Here is a 22,126-nt window from a genome sequence, read left to right on the forward strand (position 1 = left end):
TGTAGCGCGGATAGCGCCAGATCTCAGCCGCCCGCCTTTTTGGTGCGCGCTGTCGGCAGCGCCTGCAGCGGATCGTCCGGCCAGGGGTGTTTCGGGTAGCGCCCCTTCATCTCCTTCTTCACCTCCTGGTAGGCGTTCTGCCAGAACCCTTCAATATCCTGGGTTACCTGCAGCGGCCGGCGCGCCGGTGAGAGCAGGTGCAGTTTCAACCGCACGCCGAAGCCGATCGAGGGCGTCGTAGTGCAACCGAACATCTCCTGCAGCTTGACCGCCAGCACCGGCGGCGACTGGCTGTAGTCGATCGCCAGCCGGGCGCCCGAGGGTACGCGGATACGTTCGGGCGCCAGCTCATCCAGCAGTTGCGGCAGTGGCCAGGGCAGCAGCGACTTGAGGATCGCGGTCAGGTCCAGGCGGGCGAAATGGTTGATATGGCTGACCGGATCGAGCCAGGGCGAGAGCCACTGCTCCAGGCTGTCCAGCAGCGCGGCATCGGACAGATCGGGCCAGTTGTCCTGCCGGTCATGCTCGTGACAGAAGGCGACCCGTGCCCGCCAGAGATTGATCTCCTCGTTCCAGGGCAGCAGGCTAAGGCCCTTTTTACGCACCAGGTTCAATAGTGCGTGGTTGCGTGCCTCCTTGGAGGGGGCACTCAGTGGCGTGCGCTCAATTATCAGCTCGCCGACTCGGAGCTGCTGTTCAGCGATCAGGCGCTGCTGGTTTTCATCCCACTCGACCCGCTCCTCGATGCGGATCAGTGTTTTGAGCTGGAGGTCGAACAGCGCGGGGTCGAGTGTCGCGGCCAGGCGCACGCGATCGCGGGCATCGCCCTGGCGGCTGCTCAGCTCGGCGACCACCAGCCAGGGGCTGCGGCACAGCGGATCGCCAACGCTCAGTTCGGCGCCCCGGCCGCCGGCCAGGCGATAGTGCTGGCCACCGCTCTTGCGGGTCTGGGCGATGCGATCGGGATAAGCGGCAGCAAGCAGGCAGCCGATCCAGCGCGGATGGTCGGTATCCGCCACCGGATGGCGGTCGATATCGGCATCCTGGGCGATGCGCCGGTACTGGGCACTGAGCTGTTTAAGGCGCTGGCACAGGGCCTGGCTGCCGCCGCTGCGGGCGTGTTGCAGCCACTCCAGGCGCAGGCTCAGATCAGAGTTGCTGTCGTTGCTGTCTTTGTGTAGGCCGCGCAGCGGGTCGCGCTCGCTGAGCAGTGCCGCAATATCGGCGGCCAGCGGCAGCAGGCCCAGCTCGACGCCGGTCAGCAGCAGATGGGCCAGGCGCGGGTGGGTCGGTAGTCGTGCCATCTGCTCGCCGTAGCCGGTCAGCCGCAGCGATCCGTTCTGCTGGATCTCGCAGGCGCCCAGTTGCAGCAGCAGATCGACGGCCTGGTTCCACGCGGCTTTCGGTGGCGGGTCGAGCCAGCTCAGCTCCTCCGGGTTATCCACACCCCAAGCGAGCAGCGCCAGTGCCAGCGGTGCCAGGTCCGCCTGCTGCATCTCCGGCGCGGTGAACGGTGTGAGCTGCTCCTGCTGCCCCTGGGACCAGAGACGGTAGCAGGTGCCGGGGCCGAGGCGACCGGCACGACCGGCGCGCTGGGTCGCCGACGCGGCGGAGACGCGGCCGGTGTGCAGCCGGGTCATACCGCTGGCCGGGTCGAATGCCGCGTGTCGTGACAGGCCTGAGTCGATCACCACCTCGATCCCCTCGATGGTCAGGCTGGTTTCGGCGATGGTGGTGGCCAGCACGATCTTGCGCTTGCCCTGCGGGGCTGGTTCGATGGCGCGGCGCTGCTGCTCCAGCGACAGGTCACCATACAGCGGCGCGATGATGAGGTCACCCCGGCTACTGAACTGCTCCTCAAGCCGGCTCTGCACCCGGCGGATCTCACCCTGGCCGGGCAGGAACACCAGCAGGCTGCCGCTCTGCTCGGCCAGCGCCTGATCGATCACCCGGCAGATGCGGGGTTCGATCCGCTCGCCCGGTTCGGCGGCGCCGGTGTAGAGCGTTTTGACCGGGTAGCTGCGCCCTTCGGAGCGGACAATGGGCGCATCACCGAGCAGCCCGGCGATGGCGGCGCCATCCAGAGTGGCGGACATCACCAGCAGCTTCAGTGGCGGGTCGTCACGCAGCAGCTCGCGTCCCTGCAGCGCCAGCGCCAGGCCCAGATCGGCGTCCAGGCTGCGCTCATGGAACTCATCGAAGATCAGCAGTCCGACGCCCTCAAGGGCCGGGTCGGTTTGCAGCATACGGGTCAGTATCCCTTCGGTGACCACCTCGATCCGGGTGCGTTCGCTGACGCGGTTGTCCAGGCGTACTCGATAACCCACGGTCTCCCCCGGCTTTTCGCCGAGCTGACGCGCGAGCTGTTCGGCCGCGGCCCGGGCCGCCAGACGCCGCGGCTCCAGCATCAGGATCTTCTGTCCCACGAGCCAGGGTTGGTCGAGAAGGGCGAGCGGGACCCGGGTGGTTTTACCGGCGCCGGGCGGCGCTTCCAGCACCGCTTCATGATGCCGGGCGAGGGTGTGTCGTAGCTCGGGCAGAACGGTATCGATGGGCAAGGGCTGCATAGCGTAGAACTTTCATAGAAGGCGAGCGGTTATCGGGCGATACTAACATAAAGGCTCGATTTGAGCGGCGTGGAGAAAATCATGTACAGAGGTAAAGGCGACCGGCTGAGCTGGCGCCACTACGCACTGCGCAACGGAGTGCAGTCTCTGCTGCTGATCCTGTTCATGGGCGGTTTCCTCGGGTTGTTGGGGTGGCTGCTTTGGGGCGGCAGTGGCTTGGTGCTGCTGGTGCTGATGGGGATGTCGGTGGTGGTGTTCAACCCTGCACTGTCGCCGCGCTGGGTGATGAAGCTCTATGGCGCCAGGGCGCTGCCGCCGGGGCAGTTACCGGCACTGGATCAGGTGGTGGAGTGGCTAAGCGAGCGTGCCGGGCTGGAGTCGGTACCGACCCTGTACCTGATCCCGAGCCGGGTCATGAACGCATTCTCGGTGGGGCGGCGCGGACATTCGGCGATCGCACTCAGCGATGCGATGATTCGGCGTCTCTCTCTGCGTGAACTGGTCGGTGTGCTGGCGCACGAGATCAGCCATATCCGCCACAACGACCTCTGGGTGATGGGACTGGCGGACCTGTTTAGCCGCCTGACCAGTCTACTGGCGTTTGTCGGCCAGGCACTGCTGATATTGAACCTGCCGCTGTTGCTGCTGGGGCTGGTCACCATCAACTGGTGGCTGATCCTGCTGCTGGTGGTGGCGCCGGTGATCAGCGCACTGGCGCAGCTGGCGCTGTCCCGCACGCGGGAGTACGCCGCCGATCTGCACGCTGCGCAACTCACCGGCGATCCGGAGGGGCTGGCCCTGGCACTGGATCTGATCGAGCGCACCCAGGGCGGTTGGCTGGAGCATGTGTTGATGCCGGGGCACAAGGTGCCTGAACCCTCGCTGCTGCGTACGCACCCGGAGACAGATGAACGGGTGGAGCGGTTGATCGCGCTGAAGCAGGAACTCGATGAACAGGATGCGCTGCCACTGAACCAGCTGCTGCATCGCTACGATCATCCGGAGGTCGAGCATCGGCCGAGGCGGCGGTTCTGGGGCACCTGGTGGTAGCTCAGCGGCGCTTGATCCACTCCAGCAGGCGGTTGTTGGCCGGCATCTCGTGATCGGCGAGCAACTCCAGTCCTGCCTGCCGTGCCAGCGCTTCCACCGCTTCGAAGTCGCGTATCCCCTGGCTCGGCTCGATCTGCTTGAGCCAGATATCGAAGCGCGCGTTGCTCTCGCTGGTGTAGCGTCCGCCATAGTTGAACGGGCCGTACTGACAGAATACGCCGCCCTCGGGTAACACCTCGCCGATCCGGCCGATCATCTCGATCACCGCTTCCCAGGACATGATATGGGTGGTGTTGGCGGTAAACACGGCATCGAACCCCTGTGGCCAGTGGCGCTGGGTCACATCCAGCTCGATCGGCGGATGCAGGTTGGTCAGCTGCGCCTCGGCCAGCCAGAGCCGGATGCCCGGATGGTTCTCGGTCAGATCGCTGGTGTGCCACTCCAGGTGGCGCAATTCGGCGGCGAAGTGCACCGCATGCTGGCCGGTGCCGCTGCCTATCTCCAGCACCCGTGTGCGGTTGTGGAACGCCTGTCGCAATACCTCGAGGATGGGTGCCTTGTTATTTTCACAGGCCTGCGAGAAGGGTTTTGCCTGGTTATTCATTGAATGTGGATCTTCATCTGGTGGTTGTTAGCCTTTGCTGCCTGTCCCGACTTAAGGATTAGGTCATGATCTGTATGCCAATTGCCATCGTCAACTGTACCTGGCGGCCCGGTGCTCGAAACTGGCACTATTCCGAGTATTCTTATCAGCCATAGCCTCAGCGAAGCAAGGAGCCGTGATGAAAAAGGATCTATCTGAGGTCAGCCGCCACTACGCCGTCTGCCCTCACGACTGCCCCTCCACCTGCGCCCTGGAGGTGGAAAAGCAGGATGCGAAAAGAATCGGGCGTATTCATGGCAGCAAACGTAACAGCTATACCGACGGCGTGATCTGCGCCAAGGTGGCCCGCTATGCCGAACGGGTGCATCATCCGCAGCGGCTGAGCACGCCGCTGCGCCGGGTCGGTGCCAAGGGCGTCGGGCGCGAGGCGTTCGAGCCGATCGGCTGGGACGACGCGCTGGATCAGATCGCCGCGCGCTTCCAGGCGATTGCCGAGGAGTTCGGTGCCGAAGCGATCTGGCCCTACTTCTACGCCGGCACCATGGGCTGGGCCCAGCGCGGCGCGACTCACCGCCTGCGTCATGCCCTGGGCTACTCGGGTCAGAAGGAGACGATCTGCGTGGCGATCTCCAATGCGGGTTATCGTGCCGGAGTCGGTGCTGTGCGCGGCGTCGATGCCCGCGAGATTGCCGACAGCGACCTGATCCTGGTCTGGGGCGGCAACCCGGTGCACACCCAGATCAATGTGATGACCCATATCGCCAAGGCACGGAAGAACGGCGCCAAACTGGTGGTGGTCGATCCCTACCGGACGCCGACCGCACAGCAGGCCGACCTGCACCTGATGCTGAAGCCGGGTACCGACGGTGCGCTGGCCTGCGCGGTGATGCACCAGATCCTGGCCGACGGTCTCGAGGATAGGGAGTACCTCGCCCGCTACAGCGATTTCGATGCCGGCGTGCGTGAACACCTGAGCACACGCACACCAGAGTGGGCGGCCGGGATCACCGGGCTCAGCGTCGAGCAGATCGTCGAGTTTGCCCGGCTCTATGGCAATACGCGGCACAGCTTCCTGCGCCTGGGTTACGGCTTCAGCCGCTCGCGCAACGGTGCGTCCAATATGCATGCAGTGAGCTGCCTGCCAACCCTGGTTGGCGCCTGGCAGCACCGCGGTGGCGGGGCCCTTTACTCCAATAGCGAGCTGTATCAGCGGATGGATCGTACGCCGTTGCACGGACTGGCGCTGCGCGACCCCAGCGTGCGGATGCTGGATATGTCGCGCATCGGTCCGGTGCTGACCGGCGATCCGACTGACCTTGGCGACGGGCCGCCGGTGAAGGCGCTGTTGATCCAGAACACCAACCCGGTGGTGGTGGCACCGGAATCGGCCAAGGTGCGCGAGGGCTTCTTGCGCGATGACCTGTTCGTCGTCGTGCACGAGCAGATGATGACCGAAACCGCAGCGATGGCCGATATCGTGCTGCCCGCCACCACCTTCCTGGAACATGACGATATCTATACCGCCAGCGGCCATACTCACTTGCAGGTCAGCAAGGCGATCATCGAGCCCCTTGGCGAGTGCCGCAGCAACCATTGGCTGGTGTGCGAGCTGGCGCGACGTCTCGGCGTAGAGCACGAGCTGTTCGAGCTCAGTGCGCTGGAGCTGGTGGATAAAGCGCTTCAAGCGGGTGGGTTGCCCAGTGCCGAGGAGATTCATCGCGCGGAAGGGCTGGATTGCGCGCTGGATTTCGAGTCCGCGCATTTCCTCAACGGTTTCGGTCATGCCGACAAGCGGTTCCATTTCTATGCCGACTGGGCGGCGCTGGGTGAGCAGGGTGACAAGCTGCCGGTACTGCCCGATCATGCCGAGCTGATCGATGCCGCCGATGACAGCCATCCATTCCGGCTGGTCACAGCGCCTGCGCGCACCTTCCTCAACAGCAGCTTTACCGAAACGCCGGGATCGCTGAAGAAGGAGGGGCGCCCCAGAGTGCTGCTGAATCCACAGGATGCCGAGCGGCTGGGCGTGAGCGATGGCGCGTTGGTGAGGCTCGGCAACCGGCAGGGGAGTGTCCGTCTCCATGCAGCCTCCTATGCCGGCGTGTCGCCTGGGGTGCTGATCGTCGAGGGGATATGGCCCAACGGCGCGTTTGTGGATGGTCTGGGTATCAATACGCTGGTCAGCGCAGAACCGGCGCCACCGGCAGGCGGTGCGGTGTTTCACGATACCAGGGTGTGGCTGAGGTCCGACAGGAGTGCTGAATAGCGAGGCTATAATGAGCCCAGGCAATTGCCCTACGTAGCAACGATGCGTGCCGGTCCGGGCCGGCAGTACTGCTTCCGTGCGACACGCTTTGCGTCGTCCTGACCGCTCGACTGCCGCCCTCCTTGGCGGCAGACGGTCGCCCGGAAGCAGTACCACCGCCCCTCATAAAGTTCGGTGCCAAATTCCGCTGGCCGGATGGCACGTGCTACCGAGGGGCGGTGTAGTCTCTTGCGGCTGACCCTCTGCGACATGGATGTCGCAGTGGAGCCCCCATGGAAGGGTTCACGGCGAGTCAGACGCAAGAGACTGCATCGGCCCGTATTTCCTTCCGATCAGTGTGTTGGCGCTAAGTGAAAGCACAATCCCCCGTGCCGAGCCGCCGGTAACGTGCTATCGCCGTCGCTTCACGTTATTATGGCCTGCTGATTCCCCCGTATTGCGGCTTGGCGACAGATGCTCCTGATCATCGATAATTACGATTCGTTTACCTATAACGTGGTGCAGTATTTCTGCGAGCTGGGTGCCGAGGTCCAGGTCTATCGAAACGACGAGATCGATCTGGCGGGGATCGAGGCGAAGCAGCCGGATCAGCTGGTGATCTCCCCCGGTCCCTGCACGCCCAATGAGGCGGGTATATCACTGGCGGCAATTGAGCATTTTGCCGGGCGGCTACCGATTCTGGGCATCTGCCTTGGGCACCAGGCGATAGGTCAGGTGTTCGGGGCGAAGGTGGTTCGGGCACGCCAGGTGATGCACGGCAAGATCTCCCCGATTTTTCATCAAGGTCAGGGTGTGTTCGAGGGGTTGAACAATCCGCTTGAGGTGACCCGCTACCACTCCCTGCTGCTGGAGCCCGGCAGTATACCGGCCGAGCTGGAAGTGACCGCCTGGACCCGGAACAGCGACGGTGAGCGGGATGAGATCATGGGTATTCGGCACACTGAGCTGGATATCGAGGGGGTTCAGTTTCACCCCGAATCGATACTGACCCAGCAGGGGCATGAGCTGCTGGCCAATTTTCTCAAGCGCAGCGCCAGTCACTAGAGCGCGCAGCGTATATAAAGAGAGAGTGCAGCGCAGCTTGGCGCGCACGGAGACACAAGCGAACAGCCTGTTAGGGTAGGGAGCCGCAATGGATATTAAAGAAGCGTTGGCACGTGTGGTCGATCATATCGATCTGAGCCGTGACGAGATGGTCGAAGTGATGCGTCAGGTGATGACCGGACAGTGCAGCGAATCGCAGATCGCCGGATTTCTGGTCGGCCTGCGCATGAAGAGCGAATCGATCGACGAGATCACCGGTGCCGCGCAGGTGATGCGTGAGCTGGCGACGCCGGTCAAGGCCAGTGCGGCACCACTGGTGGATATCGTCGGTACCGGCGGCGATGGCGCCAATCTGTTCAATGTCTCCTCGGCCAGCGCCTTCGTCGCGGCGGCCTGTGGTGTCAACGTGGCCAAACACGGCAACCGCGGTGTCTCCTCCAAAAGCGGCAGTGCCGACCTGTTGGAGCAGGCGGGGATTAATTTGGACCTGGGTGCCGAACAGGTGGCGCGCTGTATCGATGAGGTCGGGGTCGGCTTCATGTTCGCGCCGGGCTACCACGGTGCCATGAAACATGCCATCGGCGCCCGCCGGGCGCTGGGTATCCGTACGATGTTCAACATCCTCGGACCGATGACCAATCCGGCCGGCGCCAAGCGCCTGGTGATCGGGGTGTTCACCAAGAAGCTCTGCCGGCCGATGGCCGAAGTGATGCAGCAGCTCGGTGCCGAGCACATCATGGTGGTGCATGCCGATGACGGCCTGGATGAGATCAGCCTGGCGACCCACACCCATGTGGCGGAGCTCAAGAATGGCCAGATCAGCGAATATACCTTGTCACCGGAGGATCTGGGGATCGAAAGCCAGAGCCTGATCGGTCTGGTGGTGGACAGCCCGGCGCAGTCGCTCGAACTGATCCGCGCCGCGCTGTCCGGTGCCGATGAGGCGGTGGCGCGCAAGGCGGTATCGATGATTGCGCTCAATGCCGGCGCCGCGGTCTATCTCAGCGGCCAGGCGGTCAGCCACAAAGAGGGTGTGCAGAAGGCGCTGGAGGCGATCGGCTCCGGTGCGGCGCTGCAGAAAATGGAACAGCTGGCCCAGTTCAGCCAGCAGCTTTGAGATCAGAGATCATGACTGACACACCGACGGTGCTGAAAAAGATCATTGCCCGCAAACATGAAGAGATCGAGGCGCGTGCGGCCAGGGTCTCGATCTCCGATCTGAGCGATCGGATCCGTGCGAAGATCGGTACCGAAGCCGACCCGCGCGGTTTCGTCGCCAGGCTGCAGCGCTCCCTGGCCGAGGGGCGCTCGGCGGTGATCGCCGAGATCAAGAAAGCCAGCCCCTCCAAGGGGGTGATCCGCGATCCCTTCCATCCGGCCGAGATCGCCCGTTCCTATGAGCAGGGAGGCGCCAGCTGCCTGTCGGTGCTGACCGATGTGGACTTCTTTCAGGGCAGCGACGCCTACCTGATGGAGGCGCGGGCGGCCTGCTCGCTGCCGGTGATCCGCAAGGATTTTATCGTCGAGCCCTACCAGGTGTACGAGGCGCGTGCCATCGGTGCCGACTGCATCCTGCTGATCGTCGCCGCCCTGACCGATGCCAAGATGGCGGAACTGAACAGGCTGGCGCACTCGCTGGGGATGGATGTGCTGATCGAGGTGCACGACGCGGAGGAGCTGAAACGCTCGCTGCCGCTGGGCAATACTCTGGTCGGTATCAATAACCGTAACCTGCACACCTTCGACGTGTCGCTTGAGCACACCTACGCGCTGCTGGAGATGATTCCGGAGGATCGCATAGTGGTCACCGAGAGTGGTATCCACAGCGCTGAGGACGTGGCGGCCATGCGTGCGCACGGCGTCAATGCGTTCCTGGTTGGCGAGGCGTTCATGCGCGCACCGGAGCCGGGTCAGAAATTGGCAGAACTGTTCAAGTAAAGGAAATAAACGAGATGACGATGAACGTCAATGTGCAGTGGGACGGCGACGAACGCTTCAAGGCGGTCACCGATTCCGGTTTCGAAGTGATGATCGACCGCGATCTGAAACAGGGGCCGCGACCAATGGAACTGCTGCTGGCCGGCCTCGGCGGCTGTACCAGCGTCGATGTGATGATGATTCTGCGCAAGGCGCGCCAGGATGTGACCGACTGCGTGGCGCAGATCGAGGCGGAGCGCGCCGACGCCGTGCCGTCTGTGTTCACCAAGATCCATGTCAAATTCGTCGTTACCGGGCGCAACCTCAAACCGGCTGCGGTCGAGCGTGCGGTCAAGCTGTCTGCCGAGCAGTACTGCTCCGCGTCGCTGATGCTGGAGAAGGGGGGCGTCGAGATCAGCCACAGCTTCGAGATCGTCGAGGTCGAGTAACAATCGTCGCAGGTCGGCCAAGTCGGTGCGGCTGGAGTCTCAGGCTTTCAAGGCGCGCCGTGTCGCGCCCGGCGTTTCGTTGAACTGGCGTTTATAGGCTCTGTTGAAGCTAGACGCATCGGCGAAGCCGACTCTGTCTGCTATCGATACCAGAGACTGGCGGCTGTTCAACAGCAGGGTGCGGGCATGCTGCAGGCGGCGATTGACGACATACTGTTGCGGCGTGGTACCGAACTGGCGCTGGAACAGACAGTAGAAGTGGCTCTCGCTCAGATTCAGCGCCTGCGCCAACTCGCCGTTGCCGAGCGGCTCGTCCAGCCGGGCGTCGATGAGGTCGTGCAGCATGACCGGATCGATGCGCCGGCTAAGCAGCGGCTCGGTGCGCTCCGACGAATAGAGTCGACAGAATTGGGTCATGAACAGGGACACCAACTGGCAGCGCAACAGCGCATTGTCAGTGCCCTTGCCCGGTTCCAGTTGGCTCGCGGCGAACTCCAGCAGCGGCGCCATTTCGACCCCCAGGGTCAAAAATTCCGGCTGACGAAACAGCGTCTCCTCAAACCGCATCCGGCAGGCCTGCTCCAGCGACTGGATATAGGGATCCGTCAGGGATATATCGATCACCAGCAGTTCACTGTCGTCGCTCAACCCCTCGAACAGATGGCGGCTGTCGGCAGGCGCCAAGGCGGCCCTGCCGGGCACCAGGCGGCCCGCCGTCTCGGTAAATTCACAATCCATCCGGCCGCGTCGGCCGATCAGTATCTGGGCGAAATCGTGCAGATGCTCCCCGCTCTGGCGGGCGATCAGGTTGCGGCGTGCCTGCGAAGCGATCATGCCGAAACTCCTCGGTAGAGGCGAACCTCCGGTGCGGAGTCCGGGTATAGAGATTCAGAGGCTGAGTCCACGCAAGCGCCCGAGTATTGGTTAGGATGTGATCAGACTAACAATGCCGGAGTCCGTTATGCAACTGAATGCCGAACAACTGAATGCCGAACAGGTACAGCAGGCGCTGCCCTGGGACGCGATGGTCGATGCGCTGCAAGAGATTTTCGCCCGCGACGACGTGCATGCGCCGGTGCGCCATCATCACTTCATCGATGTGCCGGGGGAGCCGCAGGCGACCCTGTTGCTGATGCCGGCCTGGATCGAGGGGGAGTACCTGGGCGTCAAGCAGGTCAACGTCTTTCCCGGCAACAACGCCCGCAACATGCCGGGGCTGACCAGCCACTACATGCTCAGTTCCGGCACAACGGGCAACACCCTGCTGATGCTGGACGGCAACGAGTTGACCGCTCGTCGAACCGCCGGTGCCTCGGCACTCGCTTCCCGCTTTCTGTCACGCGAAGAGTCGACCAGCCTGCTGATGGTCGGCAGCGGACGCATGGCGCGGCGGTTGATCCCGGCCCATATGAGTGTAAGACCCATCGACACCGTCCAGGTCTGGGATCGCAACGAATCGTCCGCGCAGCGACTGGTGGATGAGCTGCAGGCCGAGGGCGTGAACGCCCGGGGCTGTCCGGTCGATCGACTGCAGGCCTGTGCCGAACAGGTCGATATCATCAGTTGTGCCACCATGGCGACCGAGCCGCTGATCCTGGGCGATTGGCTGAAGCCGGGGGCGCATCTGGATCTGGTGGGCAGCTTCACACCCAGGATGCGGGAGACCGACAACCGTGCCATGCAGCGCTGCGAACTGTTCGTCGACACGCGCGCCGGCGCGCTGGCGGAAACCGGCGACCTGATTATCCCGATTCGCGAGGGTGTCATCGGCAAGGAGAAGATCGTCGCCGAGTTCGCCGATCTGTGTCGCGGTAGCCATGCCGGTCGTTCCGCGCTCTCCGATCCGAAAGGGGCGATCACGCTGTTCAAGTCGGTCGGCGACTCGCGAGAGGATCTGGCCGCGGCTATTCTGGCCTATCGGCGTCAATCATGAGCAGGTCGGCCTCTCTTGCCGTTATCGGTGCGGGTGTCGTGGGCCTTTGTACCGCGCTGCAGGCGCAGCGGCAGGGCTACGAGGTGACGCTGATCGATCGGGATGAGCCCGGGCTGGGCGCCTCGTTTGGCAACGCGAGCTATCTGGCGACCGAACTGATCGATCCGCTGTCGACCTGCAAGACGTTGCGTGCGGCGCCTCGCATGTTGCTCGACCCCAACGGGCCTTTGGCGCTGCCGCTGGGATACCTGCACCGCATTCTGCCCTGGTTGATGCGCTTTATTGCGGCAGCGAGGCCCAAGTGCGTTGCTCAGGCGCGCGAGGCGCTGCTGCAGTTGAACAGGGCCGCGCTTCCCGCCTGGCAGCGCTGCCTGGACGATATCGGCGCCGCCGAGCAGATGGTTGCATCCGGTTACCTGTTGGTATGGGAGTCCGCGGGCCGTCTCGAGGATGCCAAGACCCATGCCGCCTACCTGCAACAGTGGGGAATACGTACCGAGTTGGTCAGCGGTGCACGTCTGGCCGAACTGGAACCGGAACTGGCGCCTCGGCTCAGTCATGCACTTTATTTTCCCGATGCCTGTCAGATGCGAGAGCCCTACCGGCTTTGTCTGCAGCTGTTCGCTGTTTTTAAACAGCGTGGTGGATGCTTTGTAAAGCAGGGCGTTCGATCGATTCGGCCCGATGAGCGCAGTATCGGCGTGGTGATGGTGGAGGGGGTGCGGGATTTTGATAGCGCGATTATCTGCACCGGCGCCTGGAGTCGACAGCTGCTCAAGGATGTCGGCCTGGATGTGCCGATCGAGGCGGAGCGTGGTTATCACCTGACAGTCGAGGGCAAGGCCTCTCTGATCAAGCGGCCGATTGGCTCGGCGGAGCGGCGATTCGTGATGAGCCCGCTGAAATCCGGGCTGAGAGCGGTCGGCATGACCGAGCTTGGCGGTCTGAAGCTCAAGCCGTTCAAGCGCAGGTTCGCGGCCCTGCGTCATCATGCCTATGCCCTGTTGCCGTCGCTGAGGCGTGACACGGCACGGGTGGATGAATGGATGGGGCACAGACCGACGCTGCCCGATTCGTTGCCGGTGATCGATCATCATCCTCGATACTCCCGCTTGCTGTTTGCCTTTGGTCATCAGCACCTGGGGCTGACTCAGGCCGCGATCAGCGCCGAGCTGGTGATCGACCTGTTGAGCGGGGCTCCTCCGTCGATCGATCCGGCACCGTTCAGGGTCGACCGGTTTTAAGCGGTCGGCTCCCGTTCATTCACTTGGATGTCGTGTCCGGGCCGAACCGCTCCAGCGTAAACTCGATGAAGCTGCGCAGCTTCGGCATGCGGTAACGGTCGGGCAGGTAGACCAGATGCATAGGTCGACTCGGCAGTTCATGGTCGGGAAACAGCTGCACCAGCCGGCCGGCGGCCAGATCCTGTGCCATCAACACCTCAGGCTGCATCACCACACCCAGTCCGTTCAGCGCCGCCGTGCGTAACGCCTGGCCATTGTTCAGCTGCAGCCGGCTGCCGACCGGAACGCTGATCGGGCCGTCGGGACCGTTCATGCGCCAACGGGTATGTGTCGAGGCGTTTAGTGCCAGACAGCTATGCGTGGCGAGTTCACGCGGGTGGCGCGGCATGCCGCGCCGCGCCAGGTAGTCCGGGCTGGCGCAGATCAGCATGCGATAGGGCTGCAGCGGACGGGCGATCAGGCCCGAATCGGGCAGTGGGCCGATACGGATGGCGGCCTCGAACGCCTCCTCGATCAGGTCTACCTGACGGTCGCTCAGCACCAGATCGAGCGTCACCTCCGGGTAGCGCTCCAGATAGTGATCCAGCAGCGGTACCAGCGCTTCGGAGCCGAACGAGACCGGAGCGCTGACGCGTAACCGACCGCGCGGCACCGCCTGGCCCTCTCTGGCCTGGGCATCGGCGTCGGCGACCTGCTGCAGGATCTCCACACAGCGCTGATAGTACTGCTGCCCGCTGTCGGTCAGTTGTTGCCGACGGGTGGTGCGGTTGAGCAGGGTCGTACCGAGGCGCTGCTCCAGTGTTTGCAGGTGGTTGCCGACCATGGTCGGCGAGATATTGCACACCGAGGCGGCGGCGCTGAGGCTGCCCCGCTCCACGATCTGCACGAATACCCTCATGCCGGTAAACAGGTCCATTACAAACCCCTGCTTTGAAGTTATCGAACTATTTCGATGATTATCCAGTATGGGTAATCAATCTATAGTCCTCCCGAATATTCATCAACCGAGGAGTTATCGATGCAGTCTCAAACATTCAGCGGCAAAAGGGTATTGATTACCGGCGGCGGCACGGGCATGGGCAGAGCCGCGGCACTACGGCTGGGCCTGTCGGGGGCTCAAGTGGTGATCGCCGGGCGACGCCGCAGGGTATTGGACGAGGTGGTCGCGCAGATCAGGGCGCAGGGCGGCAGCGCACTGGCTATCGCCACCGATGTGGCCGATTCCGAACAGGTGCGGGCGCTGTTCGCGCAGATCCGGACAGAACTGGGCGGCCTGGATCTGGCCTGGAACAACGCCGGGGTGCTGGGTGAATTTCTGCCGATCCAGCAGATGTCGCTGGAGGGATTCGATGAGTTGATCGCGACCAACCTGCGCGGTGTATATGCCTGCCTGCAGGCGGAGATCTCGATGATGTTGGAGCAGGGCGTTCCGGGCGCCATCGTCAATACCTCCTCCTGGACTGCGCACGGTGCCATGCCCGGCATATCCGCCTATGCCGCGACCAAGGGGGCGCTGGACGCGCTGATGCGCACCTTGGCGATAGAGGTTGGCGAGCACGGAATCCGGGTCAATAACGTCAGCCCCGGCATCATCGCCACGCCGATGGGGCGTGAGGCGTTGGGCAGCGACGAGGCGATGCGCCCTTTCGCCTCCCACGCCGCTCTGCGTCGGGTGGGTGAGTCAGAGGATGTGGCCGACGCGGTGCTCTGGCTGCTGAGCGGCGAGGCCCGTTTCGTCACCGGACAGAGCCTGCTGGTGGATGGCGGTTTCACCCTGGGCGGGCTCCGTCCCTGGATGAGGTGAGCCTTCCGATGACAGGCACGGGCGCCGGACTGCCCGGTGTCGGAGCGGATCGAGTATTCACGATATCTGTAGGGTAGCGTTCAGGCCGCAATGGTTGCGCTTGACTTTATTCTTGTGTCTGCAGGTAGATGCGGGTATGATTTCGCGTCCGATAAATTCGGCCTACACTTGTAGTTAGTTAACTAACTGGTTGTTTAACTCCTTGCTTTCGGTCGGCTGGCTGCGCCCGTTGGGACGCTGTCTGATGCGAAGGCTATTTACCCGTAAGGAGCAATTAATGCGTCATTACGAAATCGTCTTTCTGGTTCACCCGAACCAGAGCGAGCAGGTTCCGGCTATGATCGAGCGTTACAAAGCCCTCATCGAAGGCGATAACGGCTCTATCCACCGTCTGGAAGATTGGGGCCGTCGTCAGCTGGCTTACCCGATCAACAATGTTCACAAGGCACACTACGTGCTGATGAACGTTGAATGCTCTCAGAATGTCCTGGATGAACTCGCTAACCTGTTCCGTTACAACGATGCCGTGCTGCGTAACATGGTTATCCGTTGTAAAGAAGCGATCACCGAAGCCTCTCCGATCAAAGCTGCTGAAGCGCGTGAAGAGCGTAAGCCGCGTCGTGAAGACCGTGGTGAGCAGAAGTCTGAACAGACTGCTGCTGAAGAAACCGAAACCGCTTCAGAAGAGTAAGATTAAGGAGAGTTCAGATGGCACGTTTTTTCCGTCGTCGCAAGTTCTGCCGTTTCACTGCTGAAGGCGTCAAAGAGATCGATTACAAGGATCTCGAAGTGCTGAAAGGCTACATCACTGAAACCGGCAAAATCGTTCCGAGCCGCATCACCGGTACCAAAGCGCGTTACCAGCGTCAGCTGGCTACCGCTATCAAGCGTGCCCGTTACGTGGCTCTGCTGCCGTACACTGACAGCCACGACGTCTAAGGGTTGGCGGCCTGAGCCGCAAACCGCTGCGTGAGAGTTGTCGAACGGCGGCTCCGCAGAAGATGAACAGGTTAGAGGTGAGACGGGGCAGTCCCGTCAACCGGATAGGAATTAAACCTGCAGCCCGAGGCTGCAGATAGATGAGGTTTACGAGATGGAAGTAATTCTGCTCGAGAGCATCGGCAAGCTGGGCAAGCTTGGCGATAAAGTGGCGGTCAAGGGCGGTTTCGGCCGCAACTACCTGATCCCCCAGGGTAAAGCGGTACCGGCTACCGGTGACAACGTTGCACGTTTCGAAGAGCGTCGTGCTGAACTGGAAAAGGCTGCCGCTGAGAAGCTGGCCGCTGCCCAGGCTCGCGCTGAACAGCTCAACGATCTGGAGCTGTCCGTTGTCGCTAAAGCGGGTGACGAAGGCAAGCTGTTCGGCTCTATCGGTACCCGTGACATCGCTGATGCGATCACTGGCGCCGGTATCGAAGTCGAGAAGAGCGAAGTGCGTCTGCCGGCTGGTGTTATCCGCACTATCGGTGAGTTCGACATCGACGTTCAGCTGCACCCGGAAGTCACTGCACACCTGAAACTGATCGTCGTAGCTGAATAAGCTGCTGAGTGAGTTGCTGAGTAAGCAGCTCGCCAAGATCGGTTGAAGCGTTTGTAGTAGTTCAAAAAGCACTGCTGTCACCCCGTGGAGCAGTGCTTTTTTGTGTCTGAAATTTGCCCTTTTGCCGGCGGGCTTGAGTCAGTAGACTAGCGTTTCGGTCTCTGGCAGGCCGGCTGAATTAACGATACGGATACGCTGTTGTGGATATCGCGGAACTGAACGACGAAGTGCTCGAGCGCGCCAAGGTGCCGCCCTACTCGATGGAGGCGGAGCAGTCGGTGCTTGGCGGCCTGATGCTCGACAATAACGCCTGGGATACCGTCGCCGAGGTGGTGCTTGAACAGCATTTCTACAGCGGTAACCACCGCTCGATCTATCGCACCATGCAGAAGCTGGTCGACGATGGCCGTCCGATCGATGTGGTCACCCTGTCCGAAGAGCTGGACCGCACCGCCGAACTGGAGCAGGCCGGCGGGCTGGAGTACCTGGTATCGCTGGCGCGCAACACCCCCAGCGTGTCCAACATCCGTGCCTACTCCGAGATCGTGCGTGATCGTGCGCTGCTGCGGCAGATGATCGAGGTGGCGAACGAGATCGCCGACAACGCCTTTTTCCCCGAAGGGCGTGCGTCCGAGGAGATCCTCAACGAGGCGGAGCAGAAGATATTCAAGATCGCCGAGAACCGTCCCAATCAGGGTGGGCCCGAGCCGATCAATCCGCTGCTGAAGAAGGCGGTGGATCGCATCGACCACCTGTTCAACAACTCCGATGCGATGACCGGTACCACCACCGGCTTCGACGACCTGGATGCGCGCACCGGTGGTCTGCAACCATCGGACCTGATCATCGTCGCCGCGCGCCCGTCCATGGGGAAGTGTATTGTTGCCGGCTCGACGCTGGTTGATCCTCGCACCGGAGCGGTTCGTACGATCGACGAGATGGTTGCTCAAGAGGATGGTGCGGTAGTTTCGCTCACGAACGACTTTAAACTGGTTCGGCAGTCGGCGAGCGAGTTCGTCGATGACGGTATCAAGCCGGTTTTTGAGGTTGTCACGGCGCTTGGTCGTCGTATTCAGACCACATTGACGCATCCGTTTCTAACCGGCAACGGATGGCAGAAGCTTGAGTCGATTCGTGTTGGTGAGCGAATTGCTGTGCCGCGGGTACTCCCGATATTCGGCGATCGGCGTATCGAAACCCATCGATTGAAGGCGCTGGCTTATTTTCTTTCCGACGGTGGGATGACACAAAGTTCGCCGCTGTTCACCAACACCAACGATCGGATCCTGGCCGATTTTACTGAAGCGATGCTTGCGTTTGGCGGGATCAGCGTTAATCGAGTCAACTTCGATGAACGAGCGCCGTCCTATCGAGTGTCGGCCAAGGCATCCGATTCGGGCGCGCTTCGTCGGCGCTTCGCTGTGGCCTTGAACCACGCGATGGAGAGTTGCGGGCTTACAGGCAAGCAATTGGCCGAGCGCCTCAAGCTGCGGACGTCCACTATCAGTCAGTGGCGAAATGCGGTAGCAATGCCGGCACCCTCCGGGTACACCTCGCTATGCAGTGCGTTGGGTGCCGGGTTTGAGCAGGCAACCAGCCGTGATTTCGAGTCCGGTTCTGCGCGTGTGAACTGCGTCACTGCCTATCTGCGAGAGCAGGGTGTCTGGGGCAGGTCGGCGCCGGAAAAACGGATTCCCGGTCTGGTATTTACGCTGGAACAAGGTCAGATAGCGCAGTTCCTGAATCGTTTATTTGCATGTGATGGCGGAATATCGATCAGCAAGAGTGGACAGGTGCGAGTCGGTTATGGCACTGCGAGCCAAGTGCTGGCCGAGCAGGTTCAGCATCTGCTGCTCAGGTTTGGGATTGTCGCGAAGCTTCGAAGCAAACACCACCACCCGCGCACCCAGTATGAGGTCGAGGTGTTGGACCGCGACAGCATTGAACGATTTATCGACCGGATCGGGATGATCGGTAAAGAGTCTGCCATCGAGAAGGCTCGGGCGATTCTCGCTGCCAAGCGCCATCACGTGAATGCGGATACCCTTCCCGATACCACAATCGACTACATTCTGCAGTTGAAGGGGGATCGCAGCTGGCCCGAGATTTTTGCCGCCAAGGGGCTGAAGTGTCCGGAGGGTTACAACTCTCGCTTGACGGGATTGAGCCGACGTCACCTCACACGCAGGCGATTGGCTCGGTTTGCCGAGCTGTTGGACGATCCGTATCTGGAGGCGCTGGCACACTCCGACCTCTATTGGGATCCTGTGGTATCGATCGAATATAAAGGTGAGCGTCAGGTGTACGACCTGACCGTGCCTGAGTTGCACAACTTCATAGCGCAGGATATCTGCGTTCATAACACCACGTTCTCGATGAACCTGGTCGAGAACGCATTGATGGGCACCAACAAGCCGGTGCTGGTGTTCAGTCTCGAGATGCCGGCGGATCAGCTGGTGTCGCGTATGCTCTCCTCACTCGGCCGTATCGACCAGACCAAGGTGCGCAGCGGTCAACTGGAGGAGGATGACTGGCCGCGGCTGACGGCGGCGGTCAACATGCTCAAGAACAAGCCGCTCTATATCGATGACCAGCCCGGCATCAGCCCCAACGAGATGCGCGCCCGCGCCCGCCGTATCGTGCGTGAGCATGGTGAACTGGGCCTGATCATGGTCGACTACCTGCAGCTGATGTCGATGAAGAACGGCAAAAGCGAGGGACGTACCCAGGAGATCTCCGAGATCTCACGCTCGCTGAAGGCGCTGGCCAAGGAGATGGAGTGCCCGGTGGTGGCGCTGTCCCAGCTGAACCGCTCACTGGAGCAGCGGCCCAACAAGCGGCCGGTCAACTCGGATCTGCGTGAATCGGGTGCCATCGAGCAGGACGCCGACGTGATCATGTTCATCTACCGCGACGAGGTGTACAACGAGGACAGTCCGGACAAGGGGGTGGCCGAGATCATTATCGGTAAGCAGCGTAACGGTCCGATCGGCACCACGCGTCTGGCCTTCATCGGTAAATACACCCGCTTCGAAAACCTGGCGCACAGTTACGACTACGGCCCGGACGAGTAAGTCCGGGCGCCCTGTGTGACGCGCTCAGCGCTCGGTGATCTTGATCATGTGGTTGCGAAAGCCCGCGGGAATCGGGCTGATCTTGCGCGTCTCGTAGTCGAAAAAGACGATACCGGTCTTGGCGTGTGCCACCTCGACCGCGGTTTTCTTGTTGGTCAGCAGGTAGAACATATCGCAGCCGTACTTGTTGAAATCGCCGACCGTCACGTCCACCTGAATGCTGTCGCCGTAAAACCCCTCCGCCTTGTAGACGATGGCCGAGTCGGACATCACCAGGCCCACCCCCTCGATATCCATCTCGGTATAGTGGTAGTGGCGCAGGAAGCGAACCCGCGCCTCATGCAGCATCGCCAATACGGCGTCATTGCCGAGGTGGCCGCCGTAGTTGATATCGCTGATCCGCACCGGAATCTCGGTGCTGAACAGATAGTTTTCCGGCATGTCGATGCGAATGCGCGCCATGCATCTCTCCTGTAAAAACAACACGTACTGGCCAATAGACTAGCTCAAAACCGCGAGTCCTGGCAGCCCTTGGATCAGCCTTCCAGGGCGGTCAGAACCTCAACTATTCCGTTGCACAGGGTGTCGAGATCGGCATCACTCATCACGTAGGGCGGCATCACGTAGACCAGCTTGCCGAACGGCCTGACCCAGATCCCCTGCTCGACGAACAGCGGTTGCGCACTGGTCAGTGACACCGGCTCATGCCGCTCGACCACGCCGATCGCGCCCAGAACGCGGACGTCGGCGACGCTATTCAGGCGGGCGGCAGGTGATAGCTTGGCCGTTAACCGGGCTTCGATGCGGCTGACCTCTGTTTGCCAGTCCTGCTCCTGCAGCAGGGTCAGGCTGGCGTTGGCCACCGCGCAGGCCAGCGGGTTGCCCATGAAGGTGGGGCCGTGCATGAAGCAGCCGGCACCGCCGGCGGAGATCGTCTCGCCGATATGGGCGCTGGTCAGCGTCGCGGCCAGGGTCATGTAGCCGCCGGTCAGCGCTTTGCCCAGGCAGAGGATGTCGGGGCTGATACCGGCATGTTCACAGGCGAACAGCTTGCCGCTACGGCCAAAGCCGGTGGCGATCTCGTCGGCGATCAGCAGGACATCGTAGCGATCACAGAGCACGCGGGCCTGTTTCAGCCACTCCGGTGAGTAGAAGTACATGCCGCCCGCGCCCTGCACGATCGGCTCCAGAATCAGCGCCGCGATCTTGTCGCCATGCTCGCGCAGTGTCTGTTCCAGCGCGTCGCAGTCGCCGTCGATCAGTGGCTCGCCAAACCGGGTGGCCGGGCGGGGAATAAAAAACTGCTTCGCCAATACGCCGCTGAACAACTCATGCATGCCGGTGACCGGATCGCACACCGACATGGCGCCGAAGGTATCGCCGTGGTAGCCGTGGCGCAGGGATAGCATGCGGTGCTTGTTCGGTTTGCCGCGCGCATGCCAGTACTGGATCGCCATCTTCATCGCTACCTCGACCGACACCGAGCCGGAGTCGGCGAGGAATACCCGGTCCAGCCCCTCGGGGGTCATCTGCACCAGCTTGCGGCACAGCTCGATGGCGGGCTCATGGGTCAGGCCGCCGAACATGACATGGGAGACCCGGTCGATCTGGTCGTGGGCGGCGGCGTTGAGGTGCGGGTGGTTATAACCGTGGATCACGGACCACCAGGACGCCATGCCGTCGATCAATTCACGCCCGTCACTGAGCTTGATCCGCACGCCGGAAGCCGACTCCACCGGCGCCATCGGCGGCGGATTGATCATCGACGAGTAGGGGTGCCAGATATGCTGTTGGTCGAAGGCGAGCTGTTCGGACGTTAGCGGCATGCTGCTACCTGTTTCGGGTTCAACGGGTTCAACGGGTTTACGGTCGGAGCGCGAGTCTAACACAGGGGGGCGGCGATAAAAGTTTTACGGGCGAGGCTCAGGCGTTTAGCTCCAGTACCTCGATCGCCTGCTCGGTAATGCGAAAACGGATGTTCAATCCGTGCAGGGCGATACCGTAGATCCGTTCCGGGTCGCGCTGGTAGGCCGGTCGAGGGTCGCAGCGCAGGACATCGGCGATCTGCTGCTCCAGCGGCTGTTTCAGCTGCTGGCTGAGCTTCACCAGCGCGTCGCGAGCCGCCGGTTGCCAGTTGATCGGCAGGTCCAGAGTTTCGATCTTCTCCGCCAGCGTGAACTGCGCCTCGGGCAGTGCGTCGGAGTAGGGCAGGTAGGGTTTGATATCCAGTATCGGTGTGCCATCGAGCAGGTCGGCGCCGCGCACATCGAGCAGTACCTTGCTGCCCTGCCGGCGGATGCCGATCAGCTCCACCGGCGACAGCCCGATCGGGTTGGGGCGGAAGGGGGAGCGGGAGGCAAATACGCCCAAGCGCTTGTTGCCGCCCAGGCGTGGCGGGCGTACGGTCGGCTTCCAGCCTTGGTCTGCGGTGGCGCTGAACAGGAAGATCAGCCAGATGTGGCTGGCCTCCTCCAGTCCGCGCACCGCCTCGGGAGAGCCGAACTCCGGATAGAGCTCGATGGTGGCGCTCAGCGAACCGGCAAGGCCGGGCTGTCTTGGGATGCCGAACTTCTCGCTGAAAGCGCTGTGGATAACCCCGATGGGTTGCATGCTGATGGTTTCGTTCATCTCGGT

At 62.1% G+C, this 22,126-nt stretch carries 20 protein-coding genes; 13 read left to right on the forward strand and 7 right to left on the reverse strand.

All coding sequences use genetic code 11. The features are described from left to right. Positions 1-23: 23 nt before the first annotated feature. On the reverse strand, positions 24-2,567 hold the full coding sequence (hrpB, locus tag KQ940_RS02820) for an ATP-dependent helicase HrpB (RefSeq protein WP_217411495.1): 2,544 nt from the start codon (positions 2,565-2,567) through the stop codon (positions 24-26). An 81-nt stretch (positions 2,568-2,648) separates the two neighbouring features. On the opposite strand from hrpB, the gene KQ940_RS02825 reads away from it, so the two are divergent. Next, entirely contained in the window at positions 2,649-3,617 is a 969-nt protein-coding gene (locus tag KQ940_RS02825) for a zinc metalloprotease HtpX (protein ID WP_217411497.1), read from the forward strand. 1 nt (position 3,618) lies between these two features. Here KQ940_RS02825 and KQ940_RS02830 read toward each other — a convergent pair whose 3' ends face one another. Beyond that, the gene (locus tag KQ940_RS02830; protein WP_217411499.1) at positions 3,619-4,221 is read right to left on the reverse strand and encodes a DUF938 domain-containing protein; all 603 of its coding nucleotides are present in this window, start codon (positions 4,219-4,221) and stop codon (positions 3,619-3,621) included. Between the two features lie 178 nt (positions 4,222-4,399). Between KQ940_RS02830 and KQ940_RS02835 the strand changes: the two genes are divergently transcribed. From KQ940_RS02835 to KQ940_RS02855, 5 genes are all read left to right on the forward strand, one after another. Then, complete coding sequence (locus KQ940_RS02835) at positions 4,400-6,487, forward strand: molybdopterin oxidoreductase family protein (protein ID WP_217411501.1); 2,088 nt, start codon at positions 4,400-4,402, stop codon at positions 6,485-6,487. A gap of 453 nt (positions 6,488-6,940) precedes the next feature. Next, positions 6,941-7,531 carry an aminodeoxychorismate/anthranilate synthase component II gene (locus tag KQ940_RS02840; RefSeq protein WP_217411503.1) on the forward strand — a complete coding sequence of 197 codons (591 nt, stop codon included), beginning with the start codon at positions 6,941-6,943 and terminating at the stop codon, positions 7,529-7,531. 88 nt (positions 7,532-7,619) lie between these two features. After that, positions 7,620-8,648: an anthranilate phosphoribosyltransferase gene (gene trpD / locus KQ940_RS02845; RefSeq protein ID WP_217411505.1), complete on the forward strand. Its 1,029-nt coding sequence runs from the start codon at positions 7,620-7,622 to the stop codon at positions 8,646-8,648. An 11-nt stretch (positions 8,649-8,659) separates the two neighbouring features. Next, on the forward strand, positions 8,660-9,469 hold the full coding sequence (gene trpC / locus KQ940_RS02850; protein WP_217411507.1) for an indole-3-glycerol phosphate synthase TrpC: 810 nt from the start codon (positions 8,660-8,662) through the stop codon (positions 9,467-9,469). 20 nt (positions 9,470-9,489) lie between these two features. Then, on the forward strand, positions 9,490-9,897 hold the full coding sequence (locus KQ940_RS02855) for an OsmC family protein (protein WP_217411793.1): 408 nt from the start codon (positions 9,490-9,492) through the stop codon (positions 9,895-9,897). A gap of 39 nt (positions 9,898-9,936) precedes the next feature. Here the strand turns inward: KQ940_RS02855 and KQ940_RS02860 are convergent, their stop codons facing one another. Continuing rightward, on the reverse strand, positions 9,937-10,731 hold the full coding sequence (locus KQ940_RS02860) for a helix-turn-helix transcriptional regulator (protein WP_217411509.1): 795 nt from the start codon (positions 10,729-10,731) through the stop codon (positions 9,937-9,939). A 127-nt stretch (positions 10,732-10,858) separates the two neighbouring features. Between KQ940_RS02860 and lhpI the strand changes: the two genes are divergently transcribed. Further along, entirely contained in the window at positions 10,859-11,830 is a 972-nt protein-coding gene (gene lhpI, locus KQ940_RS02865; RefSeq protein ID WP_217411511.1) for a bifunctional Delta(1)-pyrroline-2-carboxylate/Delta(1)-piperideine-2-carboxylate reductase, read from the forward strand. After that, entirely contained in the window at positions 11,827-13,074 is a 1,248-nt protein-coding gene (locus KQ940_RS02870) for an NAD(P)/FAD-dependent oxidoreductase (RefSeq protein ID WP_217411513.1), read from the forward strand. Before lhpI ends, KQ940_RS02870 begins: the two co-directional genes overlap by 4 nt. Positions 13,075-13,093: 19 nt before the next feature. Here KQ940_RS02870 and KQ940_RS02875 read toward each other — a convergent pair whose 3' ends face one another. Further along, entirely contained in the window at positions 13,094-13,990 is an 897-nt protein-coding gene (locus KQ940_RS02875; RefSeq protein WP_217411515.1) for a LysR family transcriptional regulator, read from the reverse strand. A 102-nt stretch (positions 13,991-14,092) separates the two neighbouring features. Between KQ940_RS02875 and KQ940_RS02880 the strand changes: the two genes are divergently transcribed. The 5 genes from KQ940_RS02880 to dnaB all read left to right on the forward strand — a co-directional run bounded on the left by KQ940_RS02880 (position 14,093) and on the right by dnaB (position 19,492). Then, positions 14,093-14,878: an SDR family NAD(P)-dependent oxidoreductase gene (locus KQ940_RS02880; RefSeq protein ID WP_217411517.1), complete on the forward strand. Its 786-nt coding sequence runs from the start codon at positions 14,093-14,095 to the stop codon at positions 14,876-14,878. A gap of 277 nt (positions 14,879-15,155) precedes the next feature. Further along, on the forward strand, positions 15,156-15,569 hold the full coding sequence (rpsF, locus tag KQ940_RS02885; RefSeq protein ID WP_217411519.1) for a 30S ribosomal protein S6: 414 nt from the start codon (positions 15,156-15,158) through the stop codon (positions 15,567-15,569). Positions 15,570-15,586: 17 nt separating this feature from the next. Further along, complete coding sequence (rpsR, locus tag KQ940_RS02890; protein ID WP_217411521.1) at positions 15,587-15,817, forward strand: 30S ribosomal protein S18; 231 nt, start codon at positions 15,587-15,589, stop codon at positions 15,815-15,817. Positions 15,818-15,971: 154 nt separating this feature from the next. Further along, on the forward strand, positions 15,972-16,418 hold the full coding sequence (rplI, locus tag KQ940_RS02895) for a 50S ribosomal protein L9 (protein WP_217411523.1): 447 nt from the start codon (positions 15,972-15,974) through the stop codon (positions 16,416-16,418). A gap of 260 nt (positions 16,419-16,678) precedes the next feature. After that, complete coding sequence (dnaB, locus tag KQ940_RS02900) at positions 16,679-19,492, forward strand: replicative DNA helicase (protein WP_281419183.1); 2,814 nt, start codon at positions 16,679-16,681, stop codon at positions 19,490-19,492. A gap of 24 nt (positions 19,493-19,516) precedes the next feature. Here dnaB and KQ940_RS02905 read toward each other — a convergent pair whose 3' ends face one another. From KQ940_RS02905 to tsaA, 3 genes are all read right to left on the reverse strand, one after another. Further along, entirely contained in the window at positions 19,517-19,954 is a 438-nt protein-coding gene (locus KQ940_RS02905) for an acyl-CoA thioesterase (RefSeq protein ID WP_217411527.1), read from the reverse strand. A gap of 74 nt (positions 19,955-20,028) precedes the next feature. Continuing rightward, positions 20,029-21,318, reverse strand: a complete 1,290-nt coding sequence (bioA, locus tag KQ940_RS02910; RefSeq protein ID WP_217411529.1) for an adenosylmethionine--8-amino-7-oxononanoate transaminase — start codon at positions 21,316-21,318, stop codon at positions 20,029-20,031. A 97-nt stretch (positions 21,319-21,415) separates the two neighbouring features. Beyond that, positions 21,416-22,120: a tRNA (N6-threonylcarbamoyladenosine(37)-N6)-methyltransferase TrmO gene (gene tsaA / locus KQ940_RS02915; protein WP_246589651.1), complete on the reverse strand. Its 705-nt coding sequence runs from the start codon at positions 22,118-22,120 to the stop codon at positions 21,416-21,418. Between the last annotated feature and the right edge of the window lie 6 nt (positions 22,121-22,126).

The organism is Marinobacterium ramblicola (genome assembly GCF_019084545.1).
Lineage (GTDB): Bacteria > Pseudomonadota > Gammaproteobacteria > Pseudomonadales > Balneatricaceae > Marinobacterium_D > Marinobacterium_D ramblicola.

Bases quoted from the DNA above. Each gene is read 5' to 3' on its own strand.
- hrpB (WP_217411495.1), bottom strand. From the start codon at position 2,567: ATGCAGCCCTTGCCCATCGATACCGTTCTGCCCGAGCTACGACACACC.
- KQ940_RS02840 (WP_217411503.1), top strand. From the start codon at position 6,941: ATGCTCCTGATCATCGATAATTACGATTCGTTTACCTATAACGTGGTG.
- KQ940_RS02875 (WP_217411515.1), bottom strand. From the start codon at position 13,990: ATGGACCTGTTTACCGGCATGAGGGTATTCGTGCAGATCGTGGAGCGG.
- tsaA (WP_246589651.1), bottom strand. From the start codon at position 22,120: ATGAACGAAACCATCAGCATGCAACCCATCGGGGTTATCCACAGCGCT.
- KQ940_RS02860 (WP_217411509.1), bottom strand. From the start codon at position 10,731: ATGATCGCTTCGCAGGCACGCCGCAACCTGATCGCCCGCCAGAGCGGG.
- bioA (WP_217411529.1), bottom strand. From the start codon at position 21,318: ATGCCGCTAACGTCCGAACAGCTCGCCTTCGACCAACAGCATATCTGG.
- KQ940_RS02880 (WP_217411517.1), top strand. From the start codon at position 14,093: ATGCAGTCTCAAACATTCAGCGGCAAAAGGGTATTGATTACCGGCGGC.
- KQ940_RS02855 (WP_217411793.1), top strand. From the start codon at position 9,490: ATGAACGTCAATGTGCAGTGGGACGGCGACGAACGCTTCAAGGCGGTC.
- rplI (WP_217411523.1), top strand. From the start codon at position 15,972: ATGGAAGTAATTCTGCTCGAGAGCATCGGCAAGCTGGGCAAGCTTGGC.
- trpC (WP_217411507.1), top strand. From the start codon at position 8,660: ATGACTGACACACCGACGGTGCTGAAAAAGATCATTGCCCGCAAACAT.
- KQ940_RS02835 (WP_217411501.1), top strand. From the start codon at position 4,400: ATGAAAAAGGATCTATCTGAGGTCAGCCGCCACTACGCCGTCTGCCCT.
- rpsF (WP_217411519.1), top strand. From the start codon at position 15,156: ATGCGTCATTACGAAATCGTCTTTCTGGTTCACCCGAACCAGAGCGAG.
- rpsR (WP_217411521.1), top strand. From the start codon at position 15,587: ATGGCACGTTTTTTCCGTCGTCGCAAGTTCTGCCGTTTCACTGCTGAA.
- KQ940_RS02905 (WP_217411527.1), bottom strand. From the start codon at position 19,954: ATGGCGCGCATTCGCATCGACATGCCGGAAAACTATCTGTTCAGCACC.
- trpD (WP_217411505.1), top strand. From the start codon at position 7,620: ATGGATATTAAAGAAGCGTTGGCACGTGTGGTCGATCATATCGATCTG.
- KQ940_RS02870 (WP_217411513.1), top strand. From the start codon at position 11,827: ATGAGCAGGTCGGCCTCTCTTGCCGTTATCGGTGCGGGTGTCGTGGGC.
- KQ940_RS02825 (WP_217411497.1), top strand. From the start codon at position 2,649: ATGTACAGAGGTAAAGGCGACCGGCTGAGCTGGCGCCACTACGCACTG.
- dnaB (WP_281419183.1), top strand. From the start codon at position 16,679: ATGGAGGCGGAGCAGTCGGTGCTTGGCGGCCTGATGCTCGACAATAAC.
- KQ940_RS02830 (WP_217411499.1), bottom strand. From the start codon at position 4,221: ATGAATAACCAGGCAAAACCCTTCTCGCAGGCCTGTGAAAATAACAAG.
- lhpI (WP_217411511.1), top strand. From the start codon at position 10,859: ATGCAACTGAATGCCGAACAACTGAATGCCGAACAGGTACAGCAGGCG.